At 70.4% G+C, this 13,187-nt stretch carries 15 protein-coding genes and 1 pseudogene; 4 read left to right on the top strand and 12 right to left on the bottom strand.

What is annotated here, in order from left to right; translation table 11 throughout:
- Positions 1 to 12 precede the first annotated feature (12 nt).
- Entirely contained in the window at positions 13 to 1,440 is a 1,428-nt protein-coding gene (gene pyk, locus OHB00_RS34670; protein WP_406440699.1) for a pyruvate kinase, read from the top strand.
- An 81-nt stretch (positions 1,441 to 1,521) separates the two neighbouring features.
- Here the strand turns inward: pyk and OHB00_RS34665 are convergent, their stop codons facing one another.
- The 5 genes from OHB00_RS34665 to OHB00_RS34645 form a co-directional block, all read right to left on the bottom strand.
- Positions 1,522 to 1,650 (bottom strand): hypothetical protein, encoded by a 129-nt coding sequence (locus OHB00_RS34665; protein WP_406440697.1) that lies wholly within the window; start codon positions 1,648 to 1,650, stop codon positions 1,522 to 1,524.
- 678 nt (positions 1,651 to 2,328) lie between these two features.
- Positions 2,329 to 3,687 carry a hypothetical protein gene (locus OHB00_RS34660; RefSeq protein ID WP_406440695.1) on the bottom strand — a complete coding sequence of 453 codons (1,359 nt, stop codon included), beginning with the start codon at positions 3,685 to 3,687 and terminating at the stop codon, positions 2,329 to 2,331.
- On the bottom strand, positions 3,677 to 4,228 hold the full coding sequence (locus OHB00_RS34655) for a DUF6114 domain-containing protein (protein ID WP_406440693.1): 552 nt from the start codon (positions 4,226 to 4,228) through the stop codon (positions 3,677 to 3,679). The genes OHB00_RS34660 and OHB00_RS34655 overlap by 11 nt, the downstream gene beginning before the upstream one ends.
- A gap of 143 nt (positions 4,229 to 4,371) precedes the next feature.
- Positions 4,372 to 5,019, bottom strand: a complete 648-nt coding sequence (locus tag OHB00_RS34650) for a DUF6230 family protein (protein ID WP_406440691.1) — start codon at positions 5,017 to 5,019, stop codon at positions 4,372 to 4,374.
- A gap of 643 nt (positions 5,020 to 5,662) precedes the next feature.
- Positions 5,663 to 6,637, bottom strand: a complete 975-nt coding sequence (locus OHB00_RS34645) for a tetratricopeptide repeat protein (protein WP_406440689.1) — start codon at positions 6,635 to 6,637, stop codon at positions 5,663 to 5,665.
- 232 nt (positions 6,638 to 6,869) lie between these two features.
- On the opposite strand from OHB00_RS34645, the gene OHB00_RS34640 reads away from it, so the two are divergent.
- Positions 6,870 to 7,607 carry a TetR/AcrR family transcriptional regulator gene (locus OHB00_RS34640; RefSeq protein ID WP_406440687.1) on the top strand — a complete coding sequence of 246 codons (738 nt, stop codon included), beginning with the start codon at positions 6,870 to 6,872 and terminating at the stop codon, positions 7,605 to 7,607.
- On the opposite strand, the gene OHB00_RS34635 is transcribed toward OHB00_RS34640, so the two are convergent.
- The 4 genes from OHB00_RS34635 to OHB00_RS34620 all read right to left on the bottom strand — a co-directional run bounded on the left by OHB00_RS34635 (position 7,608) and on the right by OHB00_RS34620 (position 10,626).
- On the bottom strand, positions 7,608 to 9,308 hold the full coding sequence (locus OHB00_RS34635; RefSeq protein ID WP_406440685.1) for a methylmalonyl-CoA mutase: 1,701 nt from the start codon (positions 9,306 to 9,308) through the stop codon (positions 7,608 to 7,610).
- Between the two features lie 90 nt (positions 9,309 to 9,398).
- A complete protein-coding gene (locus tag OHB00_RS34630; protein WP_388926835.1) occupies positions 9,399 to 9,743 on the bottom strand; it encodes a DUF3817 domain-containing protein in 345 nt (114 codons plus the stop codon).
- A 66-nt stretch (positions 9,744 to 9,809) separates the two neighbouring features.
- Positions 9,810 to 10,319: a MarR family winged helix-turn-helix transcriptional regulator gene (locus OHB00_RS34625; RefSeq protein WP_406440683.1), complete on the bottom strand. Its 510-nt coding sequence runs from the start codon at positions 10,317 to 10,319 to the stop codon at positions 9,810 to 9,812.
- A 10-nt stretch (positions 10,320 to 10,329) separates the two neighbouring features.
- Positions 10,330 to 10,626 (bottom strand): hypothetical protein, encoded by a 297-nt coding sequence (locus tag OHB00_RS34620; protein ID WP_406446384.1) that lies wholly within the window; start codon positions 10,624 to 10,626, stop codon positions 10,330 to 10,332.
- Here OHB00_RS34620 and OHB00_RS34615 point away from each other — a divergent pair.
- Both OHB00_RS34615 and OHB00_RS34610 read left to right on the top strand, forming a co-directional pair.
- A pseudogene (locus OHB00_RS34615) lies at positions 10,561 to 10,733 on the top strand (transcriptional regulator); the annotation flags it as partial. The gene OHB00_RS34620 and the pseudogene OHB00_RS34615 sit on opposite strands and share 66 nt — an antisense overlap.
- A gap of 20 nt (positions 10,734 to 10,753) precedes the next feature.
- Positions 10,754 to 11,110: a DUF6193 family natural product biosynthesis protein gene (locus OHB00_RS34610; RefSeq protein ID WP_406440681.1), complete on the top strand. Its 357-nt coding sequence runs from the start codon at positions 10,754 to 10,756 to the stop codon at positions 11,108 to 11,110.
- Here OHB00_RS34610 and OHB00_RS34605 read toward each other — a convergent pair.
- The 3 genes from OHB00_RS34605 to OHB00_RS34595 are packed head-to-tail and all read right to left on the bottom strand — an operon-like array spanning position 11,107 to position 13,174.
- Positions 11,107 to 11,757: a TetR/AcrR family transcriptional regulator gene (locus OHB00_RS34605; RefSeq protein WP_406440680.1), complete on the bottom strand. Its 651-nt coding sequence runs from the start codon at positions 11,755 to 11,757 to the stop codon at positions 11,107 to 11,109. The genes OHB00_RS34610 and OHB00_RS34605 overlap by 4 nt on opposite strands.
- The gene (locus OHB00_RS34600; protein WP_406440678.1) at positions 11,754 to 12,434 is read right to left on the bottom strand and encodes a DUF4166 domain-containing protein; all 681 of its coding nucleotides are present in this window, start codon (positions 12,432 to 12,434) and stop codon (positions 11,754 to 11,756) included. Before OHB00_RS34600 ends, OHB00_RS34605 begins: the two co-directional genes overlap by 4 nt.
- Positions 12,431 to 13,174 (bottom strand): hypothetical protein, encoded by a 744-nt coding sequence (locus OHB00_RS34595; protein WP_406440676.1) that lies wholly within the window; start codon positions 13,172 to 13,174, stop codon positions 12,431 to 12,433. Before OHB00_RS34595 ends, OHB00_RS34600 begins: the two co-directional genes overlap by 4 nt.
- Positions 13,175 to 13,187: the final 13 nt, after the last annotated feature.

Below are 13,187 nucleotides of genomic sequence, written 5' to 3'. Positions count from 1 at the left end.
TAGGATCGCCCCATGCGCCGTTCGAAAATCGTCTGTACTCTCGGCCCCGCGGTCGACACCCACGAGATGCTCGTCGCCATGATCGAGGCGGGTATGAACGTGGCCCGGTTCAACTTCAGCCACGGCTCGCACGCCGAGCACCAGGGGCGGTACGACCGTGTCCGGGCCGCCGCCAAGGAGACCGGCCGTGCCATCGGCGTCCTCGCCGACCTGCAGGGCCCGAAGATCCGTCTGGAGACCTTCGCCGAGGGACCGGTGGAGCTGGAGCGCGGTGACGAGTTCGTCATCACGACCGAGGACGTCCCGGGCGACAAGACCATCTGCGGCACCACCTACAAGGGCCTGCCGGGCGACGTCTCGCGCGGCGACCAGATCCTCATCAACGACGGCAACGTCGAGCTGAAGGTCGTGGACGTCGAGGGCCCGCGGGTGCGGACGATCGTCATCGAGGGCGGTGTCGTCTCCGACCACAAGGGCATCAACCTGCCCGGCACGGCCGTCAACGTGCCCGCGCTGAGCGAGAAGGACATCGAGGACCTCCGGTTCGCGCTGCGGATGGGCTGCGACCTGGTCGCGCTGTCCTTCGTCCGGGACGCCAAGGACGTCAACGACGTCCACCGGATCATGGACGAGGAGGGCCGCCGGGTCCCCGTCATCGCCAAGGTGGAGAAGCCGCAGGCGGTGCAGAACATGGAGGACGTCGTGATGGCGTTCGACGGTGTGATGGTGGCCCGTGGCGACCTCGCCGTCGAGTACCCGCTGGAGCGGGTCCCCATGGTGCAGAAGCGCCTGATCGAGCTGTGCCGGCGCAACGCCAAGCCGGTGATCGTGGCGACCCAGATGATGGAGTCGATGATCACCAACTCCCGTCCGACCCGCGCCGAGGCCTCCGACGTGGCCAACGCGATCCTGGACGGCGCCGACGCGGTCATGCTGTCCGCCGAGTCCAGCGTGGGCGCGTACCCGGTGGAGACCGTCAAGACCATGTCGAAGATCGTCTCGGCGGCCGAGCACGAGCTGCTCAGCAAGGGCCTGCAGCCCCTCGTCCCGGGCAAGAAGCCGCGCACGCAGGGCGGTTCGGTGGCCCGTGCGGCCTGCGAGATCGCCGACTTCCTCGGCGGCCGGGGCCTGGTGGCCTTCACCCAGTCCGGTGACACGGCCCGTCGTCTCTCCCGCTACCGCGCCCAGCAGCCGATCATCGCCTTCACCACCGACGAGAACACCCGCAACCAGCTCACCCTCAGCTGGGGCGTGGAGTCGCACGTGGTGCCGTTCGTGAACACCACGGACGAGATGGTCGACATGGTCGACCAGGAGATCGCGAAGATCAGCCGCTTCAACCCGGGCGACACCGTCATCATCACGGCCGGCTCGCCCCCCGGCGTCTCCGGCACCACCAACATGCTCCGCGTCCACCACATCGGCGACACCGGCAAGTGACGCCCCCGTAGCGGACCTTGCACGGCACCGAGGGCGCCTCCTGTGACGGGGGGCGCCCTCGGTCATGTCACTGCGGCCGGCTCACGCCTCGGCGACCGCCTCTGCGATGCCCTGCGCCAGGGCGTCGAAGTTCTCCCGGTAGAAGGTCAGCTCACGGTGGAACGCCTCCTCCGAGAACATGCCCCGCTCCAGCAGCACGACGGCGTGCATGGCGAGCGCCTGGAAACGGGTGAGCCGCGCGGCAGCGTGCAGGATCCGCGAGCGCCTCGGCCTGGGCCGGGGTGACGCGCGCGACGAACACGTCGCCCTCGCGGGTGAGTGAAGGTGACGATGTCCGCACCGAACTCGGGGGCCCAGAAGTCCCGGCCGTTCGAGGAGTTCACCGAGCGGTACGGCTGGTTGCTGTCGTCCAGTTTCGTCTGGCGGTCCCGGAACGCCTTCAGGGCGGCGATTCCCGCGTCCTGGTCACGGACGGCGGCCTGGTCCCACTCGCCGCCCACCGCGTCCGGTGTCACGAACGCGCGCAGGTCGGCGTCCGTTCCGGTGAGCTTCGTCGCCGCGGCCGCCTTGAGGGACGCGGCGACCGCGACCACCAAGGCGGCCGACGAAGCGATCAGCCTCGGCTCCCCCTACCAGGAGTCGGACTCCTCCGCCGCGTTCGCGGTACTGGTCGGCCAGCCTCCGCGGTCTCCCGTTGCCGCTTCGCCTCGGCGGCACCGGTCCTGGCGTCCTGCTCCGCCTTCTCGGCCGTCGCGCGGGCGTTCTTCGCGGTGGTTCGCCATGGGATTCGGTTCGGGTGACCGGCTCCGGGCAGAGCTGTGCCCCGCCGAGTCGGTACTCGGCGGGGCACAGTTTCCTCGCGGCTCCCGAACGGGTCTGCGGTGGCGCTCAGCCGGTTCCGTCGGTGGTGTAGACGTGCATCCCGGGCACATGCAGGGTGCCGCCGAACTGGGCGGCCTGGACGACCTTCACGTTGGTGAAGTAGATCAGCGGGATGTTCAGCGGCGGCGGGTTGTTCACGTCGAACGTGATCGGGATCAGGCCGAAGAGGTTGCCGGAGATGGACTCCGTGTACATCGTCGTGGCACCGTCACGGATCGTGGACGTGGAACCGGACGCGGCCTGCACGTGGTAGGTCTTGCCGATGGTCGTGTCCTTGACCGTCTGGTGCAGGTCACCGATGTCGGTGCCGCCCGAGATGACGTACTTCAGCACCTTCTTCTTCACGCCGCTGGCCGTCTTCACCTCGACGATGCCCTGGTAGTCGGCGCTCTTCAGCGTCAGCGAGCTGGCGCTGAGGTACCAGGGGTCGTCCGCCACCGCCACCTTGTTGTCGACGCCGCTCTCGTCGTCGGTGGCGGCCTTGCAGTCGTCGGCCGACGTGCCGGAGCTCGCGGACGGGCTCGGCGAGGCGCTGGAGGTGGCGTCCTCGGCCGCCTTGGTGGCGTCGTCCGCCGCCTTGGTGGCCGTGTCGGTGGTGTCCTGCACGGTGTCCGTGACCTTCTTGACGGTCTTGGACACGGCGTCCGAGCCGGTGTCGTCGCTCGACGAGGAGGACGAGTCCGACTTCCCCGAGGAGGACGAGGACGAGTCCGCCGAGGCGGAAGCCGACGGCGACGGGCTCGCGGTGGAGTCCGACGAGGACGAACTCGTCGTGCTGCCGCCGCTGAGGATGCTGCCGATCGCGTTTCCGATGGAGTCCAGCAGACCGCCGCCGCTGCTGCTGCTCGCGGAGGCGGACGGCGACGGGGTCGCCGTACTGCCGGAGTCCGACGAGCCCGAGGACCCCGAATCGCCCGACGAGGAGGACGACTTGGACGCGGACGGCGTGGGCGTGGCCGCGTCGTCGGAACCTGAATCCGACGAGGAGGACTTGCCGGACGACGTCGAGTCCTTCGCGTCGGCCGAGGCCGTGGCGGACGGCGAGGCCGAGTCCGAGGCGTCGTCACTCGCACTCGCCGAAGCGGAGGGCGAGGCCGAGTCCAGGGCGGCGACACAGTCCTTGTAGTCCTCGGCGAGGCTCTTCGAGGACGCCGACGACGTGCCGGCGGTGTCGGCGATCGCCAGGGAAGACGTGAATCCGAAGCCCACGAGTACGGCCGTCGGCATCGCCACGGAGGCTATCGCCTTGCCCGCCGGCATGTGGAACCTGGTGAACAGCGGCTTCTTGGGTGCCGCGTGGCGGGGCCCGGTTCTCGCACGGGACTCGTCCACATCAGTCCCGTGGGTCACCTCGTCAGCCGGCACTGTGCCTCCCGTTCGCCCCGTTCGCAGGGCTCGTTCCTGACAGGTCATTCGCCTCGCCCACGGCGTCCGGACCCGCGAAGTGGGCGACCGCGTCCGGGGTGTCGTCCTCGGCCGGGGGGAGGTCGCCCTCCGGCTGCGGCTTCGGGGGCGCACCCGGCGACCAGGACACGGCCATCGCTCCGCCGATCAGAGCGAGCAGGAAGCCCATGACGAAGCCACCGAAGTTGGACACGGGGAGAGACACCAGCGCCAGCAGGATCGCGGCGATGCCCGCGAACGTGCGGATGTGCTTCTGGTACCAGACGCTGATGCCCAGGACGACGAGCAGCACGCCGATGATCAGGGACCCGGCACCCGCGGTGGTCGCCATCGCCACCGTGAGGTTGCCGATCTGGAGATGCGCGTACGGGAAGTACATGATCGGGAAACCGGCGAGCAGCATGTACAGGCCGGCCCAGAACGGCCGGGTGCCCCGCCAGGAGCGGAACTGCAGCCTCCGGCGGGTGAACGAGCCGGGTGCGGCAGAGGTCTCGGCGCTCATGGAAAACAGCTCCCTGGTGCGGCGTTGCTGTGGTGGTGTTTCTGTGGTCGGGCGGTGGTGTTGCGTTGTACCGCGTGTGAAGACCGCGTGCCGAAGATGGACGGGCGGGGGTGCCGTCGGCTCCCCCGCCCGTCACGGAGTGCTCAGTAGCACTCCGCTCCCGACGTCGAGATCGACATGTGCAGGCCGCTGAGCTTGAAGGTGCCGGCAGTGGTGGCCCACGCCGTCTGCTTCACGCCGGACAGCGAGGCGTGGTCCGCCTCCTGGGCGAACCCGTACGGGTTCGTCTGCTGCTTGGCGACCTCGTCCGACTTGATGCCGGGACCCTTGGTCGAGTCCTTGGCCGCGACACCGATGTTGATGTTGGTGAACGTCGCATCGGCGCTGAGGTCGTCAAGGTCGATGTACAGCTTGCTGGCCTCGACCGGCTTGCTGCTGTCGGCGCCCGCGTGCAGGATCAGGCTGACGTTCCCGAAGATCGGGACGTTCGGCGTGACCACGGACTGGCACAGGTTGGTGATCTTCGCCGTGTTGAACGCGGAGACCGCCACCGGGTGGATGGTGCTCTTACCCGCGAGGGTGTACCCCGAGTCGACAGCACCGTACTGAACGAAGCCGTCGCCTTCGAGCTGGTCGGCCGAGACCTTGAACTGCTGGCCGGACACGCTGAACGACGCGGCGAGAGCGCCCTGCGCGAGGGCGACACCTATGCACGCCGTGGCGGCCACGCTGGGCACCATGACCACAGCGAACCGCTTCCATCTGGTCCCGCCACGCACCTGGGACTCCATATTTCCTCCTTCTCGGACGTACATCTCCTGGCCTGGTATCGCCACCGACGGCGGCTCAGCCGGGCAGGGATGGGAGAAGTGCTACGTCCTCGGAAGGGGAGCGCCCGTACTCGGAGGCACGAACGCACCTCGATCACCGGCGATCACCCCCGAGCGACAACCACTGGTCGCGCCTGACACGCATCACGCACAACCTTGCTGGACAGGCTTCGCCACAGGGCGAAGACCCCCCTGCCCAAGAGCCGGCGTCACTGCCGCCGACTCTGCTCGGTGGGGACCCAGATGAACCCGCGGCCCGACCGGCTGTCGGGGTACGGGAATGGACCGAGCGTCGCCGATCGTGGTGCATTCTCGCCGCCCGCACAAGGGGCTTCGTTACTGGGTAGTAACGGGCGGATAACCGAAGGACGACCCGCCGGTCTCGGAAAGCGACTCTGGGTGGCATCCGGGGGCAGAGCAAAGCAGTTGATCCCTGGACAGAATCAGACAGACGAACGGCCCTGGTTTACTCCAAGTAACAGCGGCCGCCATTACCAAGATTTGGTAAAGAGCGGCCGCCGTGACCTCGCGTGGGCAAATCTTTCACTCGGGCATCACATGACGTGACGTTTAGCGACTGGTCAGGCCCGTGTTCAGATCGCGTCTAGAACAGCGCGCGCGCCAGCGCCCTGCGCGCTCCCACCACCCGGGGATCGTCGGTGCCCACGACCTCGAAGAGCTCAAGAAGCCGCCGCCGTACGGCATCCCGGCCGTCGCCGGCCGTCCGCTGCACGGTCTCGATCAGCCGCCCGAAGGCGTCCTCGACATGCCCGCCCACCAGATCCAGGTCGGCGGCCGCGATCTGCGCCTCGGCGTCGGCCGGCTTCTCGGCCGCGTCCTTGCGCACCGCCTGCGGGTCCATCCCCTGCACCCGCTGGAGCAACTCGGCCTGCGCCAGCCCCAGCTTGGCCTCACTGTTGGCCGGATCGTCGCTCAGCACGTTCTTGTACGCCTGGACCGCACCGCCGAAGTCGCCCGCGTCCAGCGCCTGCACGGCGGCTTCGAGAAGCGCGTCATAGGGGCCCGCCGGCACCGTCGCCGGCCCGGCCTGGGCGCCGGGCTCGGCGTCGGGGTCGACGACGAGTCCGGTCAGCCCGAACCGCTGCTCGGCCACCTGCACCAGCTGATCCAGCGTCTCGCGGATCTGTGCCTCGCCGGCCGCCCCCTGGAAGAGCGGCAGCGCCTGCCCGGCGACGACGGCGAACACCGCGGGGATCCCCTGGACCCCGAACTGCTGCATCAGCATCTGGTTGGCGTCGACGTCGATCTTCGCCAGTAGGAAGCGGCCGTTGTACTCGACGGCGAGACGCTCCAGGACCGGGCTCAGCTGCTTGCAGGGCTGACACCACTCGGCCCAGAAGTCGATGACGACAGGGACTTCGGCGGACCGCTGGAGGACATCGCGCTCGAAGCCGGCTTCGTCGACGTCGATGACCAGATCGGCCGGGGAGAGGGCTCCGGCCCCACCCTGGCGGGCCGCTTCGGCGCGCGCCTGCTCGGCCTTGGCCTTGGCCTCCTGGGCCGCCTTGACCGCGGCGAGGTCGACGACGCCGCTCATGGACATGTTCCGTGGCTGCATGCGTCTATCCTCCCCCGTTCCCGCGCGCAAGTGAAAAGCGTTGTGAAAGCCAGGTCTGCTGTGCGTTTTCTGCGGGCGCCGGGTCCCCACCCCACGCCGTGGTCGTCGCCCGTGCGGTCACCCACGAGCTTTCGCTACGACCCGTAGCGTAATGCCATCGGGGACCCGCGCGACACCACATTCCGGTGATCTCCCTCACGGCAACGCGGGAACCGCCGGTTATGGTCGTGGGATGCAGAGCCGCACCCCCGCCGGACGGACCGGCCGCCCGCGCAGCGCCGCCGCGGACGCCGCGATCCTGGAGGCGACGCGGCAGGCGCTGGTCGAACTGGGCTGGTCCAAGCTCACCCTGGGAGACGTCGCCACCCGGGCGGGGGTGGCGAAGACGACCCTCTACCGCCGCTGGGCGGGCAAGAACGAGCTCGTCGTGGACGCGGTGGCGGAGCTGTTCGACGAACTCGAACTCCCCGACCGCGGCAGCCTGGCGAACGACATCGAGGGCGTGGTGCTGCAGTTCGCGGCGATCCTGGACCGCCCGGAGGCCCGGAGCGGCCTGATGGCGGTGGTCGCGGAGTCGACCCGGGACGACGCGCTGCGGGAACGCATCCGCACCTCCATCGTGGACCGCCAGAAGCGGCTGGTCCTGGAGGGCCGGGCCCGGGCGCAGGGCCGGGGCGAACTCCCTCCGGAGCCGGACCCGCAGGAGGCCGCCCGCACGGTGGACCTGATCTTCGACATGGTGGCGGGTGCGGTGGTCCACCGCACCCTGATGAGCGGCAAGCCGGCCGACGAGGAGTGGGTACAGGACTTCACCCGCGTCCTGCTGCTGGGCCTCGCCACCGCCCCGGCCGGGGCGGCCACTTCTGGACCCGCCGAGCCGGCCGGGACGGCCACTCCTCGGCCGACCGAGTCGGGTGGTGGGTGGGCACAGGTCTCGGGGGTCCAGGGGGCGGAGCCCCCTGGTACGTGACTAGAACCCCGCCGGCTCCGTGTACACCCCCCACTCGTCCCGGAGCACCCCGCAGATCTCGCCCAGGGTCGCCTCGGCGCGTACGGCGTCGAGCATGGGCTCGATCATGTTGGCGCCGGACCGGGCGGCCCCGAGCATGGCGTCCAGGGCGGTACGCACCGCACCCTCGTCCCGGGCGGCTCGCCGGGCGCCGAGCACCCGGACCTGCTCCCGCTCCACCTCGTGCGAGACCCGGAGGATCTCCAGGTCCCCGGTGACGGACCCGGTGTGCACGTTCACACCCACGACCCGCTTGTCGCCCTTCTCCAGCGACTGCTGGTACTGGAAGGCGGACTCGGCGATCTCGCCGGTGAACCAGCCGTCCTCGATGCCGCGCAGGATGCCCGAGGTGACCGGCCCGATCGGGTGGAGCCCGTCCGGATGCGCCCGCAGCCCCCGCTCCTTGATCTGGTCGAAGATCTTCTCGGCGTCGGCCTCGATGCGGTCGGTGAGCTGCTCGACGTACCAGGAACCGCCCAGCGGATCCGCCACGTTGGCGACCCCGGTCTCCTCCATGAGGACCTGCTGCGTGCGCAGCGCGATCTCGGCGGCCTGCTGGCTCGGCAGCGCGAGGGTCTCGTCGAGGGCGTTGGTGTGCAGCGAGTTGGTCCCGCCGAGGACGGCCGCCAGCGCCTCCACCGCCGTCCGCACCACGTTGTTGTACGGCTGCTGGGCGGTCAGGGAGACCCCGGCGGTCTGCGTGTGGAAGCGCAGCCACTGCGCCTTGTCCGACCGGGATCCGTACACGTCCCGCATCCAGCGCGCCCAGATCCGGCGCGCGGCACGGAACTTGGCGATCTCCTCGAAGAAGTCGACGTGCGCGTCGAAGAAGAAGGAGAGGCCGGGGGCGAAGACGTCCACGTCCAGGCCGCGGGAGAGACCCAGTTCGACGTAGCCGAAGCCGTCCGCGAGCGTGTACGCGAGCTCCTGCGCGGCCGTCGCACCCGCCTCGCGGATGTGGTAGCCGGACACGGACAGCGGCTTGTACGCGGGGATGCCGGCCGCGCAGTACTCCATCAGGTCGCCGATCAGCCGCAGATGGGGTTCGGGCTGGAACAGCCACTCCTTCTGGGCGATGTACTCCTTGAAGATGTCGGTCTGGAGCGTGCCGTTGAGGACCGACGGATCGACGCCCTGCCGTTCGGCGGCGACCAGGTACATGCAGAAGACGGGCACGGCGGGCCCGCTGATCGTCATGGACGTCGTGACGTCGCCGAGCGGGATGCCCTTGAACAGGACCTCCATGTCGGCGGCGGAGTCGATGGCGACCCCGCAGTGCCCGACCTCGCCGAGCGACCGCGCGTCGTCCGAGTCCCGCCCCATGAGGGTCGGCATGTCGAAGGCCACGGAGAGACCGCCGCCGCCGTTGGCGAGGATCATCTTGTAGCGCTCGTTGGTCTGCTCGGCGTTGCCGAACCCGGCGAACTGGCGGATCGTCCAGGTCCGTCCCCGGTAGCCGGTCGGATACAGCCCGCGGGTGAAGGGGTACTCCCCCGGCCAGCCGATCCGCTCGAATCCCTCGTAGGTGTCCCCTGGTCGGGGCCCATACACCGGCTCCACGGGGTCCCCGGAGAGCGTGGTGAAGTCGGCGTCCCGCTTGCGGGCAGCGTCGTAACGGGCCTGCCAGCGTCGGCGGCCCTCCTCGATGGCGTCAGCGTCCATACCCTCGAATTTACTAGGACGTCCAAGTAAATGTCGATGGAGAACCGCCGCACGGGTGTCCGTACGGCGGTACGGCCCGGGTCCTACGACCTAGGCCCGGACCTTCGCGGCCACCGGAGAGCCCTCGGTGACCTTGGCGTCCAGCTCGCGGGTGACCTTGCGCTCCACGAAGAACGCGGCGGTCGGGATGGTGCCCGCCAGCAGCACCCACAGCTGCTTGCCGACCGGCCACTTCGCCTTGGAGCCCAGGTCGAAGGCGAAGACCAGGTAGACGACGTAGAGCCAGCCGTGCGCGATGGCGACGACGCGTGTGACGTCGGCCGCACCGTCGATGTCCAGCCCGTACTTGGCGATCATGCTCAGGCACAGCAGCACCAGCAGCACACCGGTGACATAGGCCAGGACGCGGTAGCGGGTCAGCACGCTCTTTTTCATGGGGACGAGCGTAACCACCCGTTCCGGGAGATCTTGCCCCGGGTCACCGCTCGGCGGACGGCGGGTTCACTCCTCGTCGAAGTCGTTCGCGGCGACCCGCAGCGGTCGCAGCAGCGCGAAGATCTCCCCGCACTCCTCGGCGTCGTACACCCCGAGCCCGAAGTCCATCGCCATCAGGTCGCGGGTGGCCGCCTCGACGACCTCGCGGCCCTTCTCGGTGATCGTGGCGAGCGTGCCGCGCCCGTCGTTGGGGTTGGGCCGCTTGTCGACCAGACCGGACTTCACCAGCCGGTCGACGGTGTTCGTCACCGAGGTCGGGTGCACCATCAGCCGTTCGCCGATCTTCGACATCGGCAGCTCGCCGGCCTTGGAGAAGGTGAGCAGCACCAGCGCCTCGTAGCGCGCGAACGTCAGCCCGTACGGCTTGACCACGGCGTCGACCTCGGCCAGCAGGATCTGCTGGGCCCGCATGATCGAGGTGATCGCGGCCATCGACGGGACGCTGCCCCAGCGCTGCTTCCAGAGATCGTCGGCACGGGCGATGGGGTCGAAGGGGAGACTGAGAGGCTTCGGCACGTCACCGACCCTACCGGCCGGTCATATAGCGGTCAGCCGTGTCTCGGCTTTCGGTCACCTCCGCCGCCGGGCCGACGCCGCCAGGCAGCTGCCGGGTGCCGCCGCGTTCCCGGGCCCGGACGCGGGCGGGTCGGTGCCGGGTGCCCAGCCGCAGCAGCGCGGCCGAGGCGAGGAAGGTGCCGACGGTGATCAGCAGGGCGTGCCGGTGGGCGAGGGCGGCAGGAGCAGGCCGCCGAGGCCGCAGCCGGCCACCACCTCCGCCCTCACCCACCGGCTGCGCCTCGCCCCGTCCTCGGTCTGCGCGCACCTGACGGTGGTGCGGGGCTGCTCACCTCCCACCGGTACGGCCACCAGGTGCTGTACGAGCGGACCCCGCTGGGTGTCGCACCGGCGGCAGGTGCTCCGGGCAGCTGAGCCGTGCCACGATGAGGCCCATGCCCGAAGCGCCTGACGCGGCCACCGCCTGGCAGTGGCTGCTCGAACGACGCCCGCACACCCGCAGCTGGACGGTCGACGAACTGGCGGAGATCGCGCACGCGGCCCACGCCGAACCGCTGCTGCGCGCCCTGTACCCCTTCCCGAGCCACGGCGGCCTGCACTTCCTGAACGGCCTGCCCGGAGAGGTGCGGCCGGCCGAACGCCTTCCGCACGTCCTCTACGGCCCGCCGCCCTACAAGGTCTACTCGTCCGACTTCACCGAACTGGGCGAGGTCGCGACGGCCGAGGAGGCCGTCGCCCTCCTGGCCCGGCAGCTGCCGCCCGAGCTGCGGCGGCCTCGGCAGCGGCCCTAACGGCGCCCGGCCCGGCGCAGCCGGTGCCGGACCGCGCGCTGGGCCACCGGACCGAGTTCGTCCAACGCGGCCGCCAGCGCGCCGAGTTGTTCGAGAGCGTCCAGCGCGGCGTGGGCGCCTGCGGTGTCGACGCCCTCGTACAGCTCGATGCCGACGAAGGACGCGGCGACCGCGCGGGCCAGCCCGGCCGGGTCGGCGAACTCACCGAGCGGGGTGGCCGCGAGGACCCTGACGAGCACCTTCTCGATCTCGGCGATCCACAGGTCGAGCCCGGCCGAGGTGGCGGGTCCGAGCGACTCATGGGTCTGGGCGCCGGCCAGCAGCTGACCGAGCAGGGCGACATGGCCGCCCGCGCGGGCCTCCTCGTGGATCTGCCTCCCCAAGGTGAGGAGTTCGGAGAGCGAGCCGACATCGGCGAGGCGGGGGCGGAAGCGGGCGACGGCCTGCTCGGCGCCGTACCGGCAGGCGGCGGCGAGGAGTTCGTCCACCGATCCGAAGTGGTAGAAGACCAGCGCCTGGTTGACCCCGGCCGCCGCCGCCACCGTACGGGCCGACGTCTTGGCGATCCCCTGCTCGGTGAGGGTGCGCAGCGCGCCCTCCAGCAGCTTGTTCTTGGTCTCCAGGGACTTGGCGGTCTCCGGGCTCACGCGCGTGACTCCTCACGGACCGGCCGCAGCCCCGGCCGCACCCCGCAGCCGCGGCTGTCGGTGTACGACGCCTCGAAGGAGCCCTGGTAGCCGAAGAGCGGCCCGAAGTACCGATTCACGACCCGCACCTGGATCCGGAACCGGCCGGCTCGGTCGTCGTAGGACTCGCGCACCTCGGCGGTGGCACCGACGAGTTCGGGGACCCGGACGTCCACCGGCCCCTCCCTGAACCGGTGTTCGCCGGAGCGGATCAGCAGGGAGCCGTCGGCCTCGGCGTGCAGGTGCAGCTCGCTGGCGAGGTGCTGATGGGTGCCGAGGTAGTCGAGGATGCGGTCGCCCCTGGGGCTGAGCACCATCTGGGCGTCGAAGCGGCGGGGGCGGCCGGGCAGGTCGAAGGTGCGCACGAAGGTCACCGTCTCACGGCCGTGGGAGTCCACGTAGGGCACATTCTCGATCTTGAAGGGCACGTTCCGGGCGGCCTTCGGGACCAGGATGTTGCGGGTGGCGCCCAGCGCCAGGAACGGCTTCACGAAGGCCCCGCCGTGCCAGATCCGCTCCATCACGCCGTGGCCGGTGCAGGCCTCGCCGCTCGCCAGGCCGACCGAGAAGCGCCGTCGGAGCTGCGGGTGCAGCCGGTCGAAGTCCGGGCCCATCACCCTGCGGAACATCGAGGTCACGACTGCTTCTCCAGGGTGTGCAGGACCCGGGGGGCGGTGACCCGGGCCGGTGGGGTGCGCAGGCAGCGGCGGGCAGCGGGGGTGGTCGGGAGCGGGGCCGCGACGAGGGCCGCCGAGAGGGCCACGACGAGAAGCAGCGGGACCAGGAAGGTGACGGTGGGCGGGAGCGCGCCCAGCCCCGGCCCCTGACTCAGGCCGGTGGCGCAGCCCGCGATCGTCAGCGTGCGGGCCGCCACCTCGGCGAGCCAGTTCCACCGCGCCCGTTCCGGGGTGATGCCGCGCTCCAGCCACAGCCGCAGCCGGTCGAAGGACCAGGCGGTCGCCCAGCCCATCAGCGGGCGGAGGACCAGCCGGTCGGCGAGCGCGCCGAAGGCGCCCCAGCGGGGCCGGTAGTCGTAGCCGGTGAGGAAGCGGACGCCGTCGGCGACCGGGACGTACCGCCAGTAGCCGCTGCCCTCGGCGAGCAGCGAGAGCGGGTGCGGGGAGGCGAACCGCAGGGCCGAGGTGCGGGTGCCGTCGGGGCGCTCCTTCTCCCCCGCCGAGACGCCGGTCCCGGCGATCGTCAGGAACGGGAGCACGCGCGTGGCGTAGCGGAACCGCTGCGGTTCGCCCGCCACGCGCGGCAGGTGGTCGATCTCGGTGAACCGCAGGTCCCAGCGCTGGTGCCGGGCCGGGTCCTGGGTGCGGTCCCACAGTTCGTCGAGATCGGCGCGGATGTGCGCCTCTATGTAGAGCCCCATCGGTGTCGTACCC

Origin of the sequence: Streptomyces sp. NBC_00631, assembly GCF_045206895.1 — a bacterium.
Classification (GTDB): Bacteria; Actinomycetota; Actinomycetes; order Streptomycetales; family Streptomycetaceae; genus Streptomyces.
Note: the sequence above shows the minus strand (reverse complement) of the source record. Positions and strands in the feature narration are given on the sequence as shown.

Excerpts from the sequence above, each read along its gene's own strand:
- pyk (WP_406440699.1), top strand. The coding sequence starts at position 13 with ATGCGCCGTTCGAAAATCGTCTGTACTCTCGGCCCCGCGGTCGACACC.
- OHB00_RS34665 (WP_406440697.1), bottom strand. The coding sequence starts at position 1,650 with ATGCACGCCGTCGTGCTGCTGGAGCGGGGCATGTTCTCGGAGGAGGCG.
- OHB00_RS34655 (WP_406440693.1), bottom strand. The coding sequence starts at position 4,228 with ATGAGCGCCGAGACCTCTGCCGCACCCGGCTCGTTCACCCGCCGGAGG.
- OHB00_RS34650 (WP_406440691.1), bottom strand. The coding sequence starts at position 5,019 with ATGGAGTCCCAGGTGCGTGGCGGGACCAGATGGAAGCGGTTCGCTGTG.
- OHB00_RS34645 (WP_406440689.1), bottom strand. The coding sequence starts at position 6,637 with ATGCAGCCACGGAACATGTCCATGAGCGGCGTCGTCGACCTCGCCGCG.
- OHB00_RS34640 (WP_406440687.1), top strand. The coding sequence starts at position 6,870 with ATGCAGAGCCGCACCCCCGCCGGACGGACCGGCCGCCCGCGCAGCGCC.
- OHB00_RS34635 (WP_406440685.1), bottom strand. The coding sequence starts at position 9,308 with ATGGACGCTGACGCCATCGAGGAGGGCCGCCGACGCTGGCAGGCCCGT.
- OHB00_RS34630 (WP_388926835.1), bottom strand. The coding sequence starts at position 9,743 with ATGAAAAAGAGCGTGCTGACCCGCTACCGCGTCCTGGCCTATGTCACC.
- OHB00_RS34610 (WP_406440681.1), top strand. The coding sequence starts at position 10,754 with ATGCCCGAAGCGCCTGACGCGGCCACCGCCTGGCAGTGGCTGCTCGAA.
- OHB00_RS34595 (WP_406440676.1), bottom strand. The coding sequence starts at position 13,174 with ATGGGGCTCTACATAGAGGCGCACATCCGCGCCGATCTCGACGAACTG.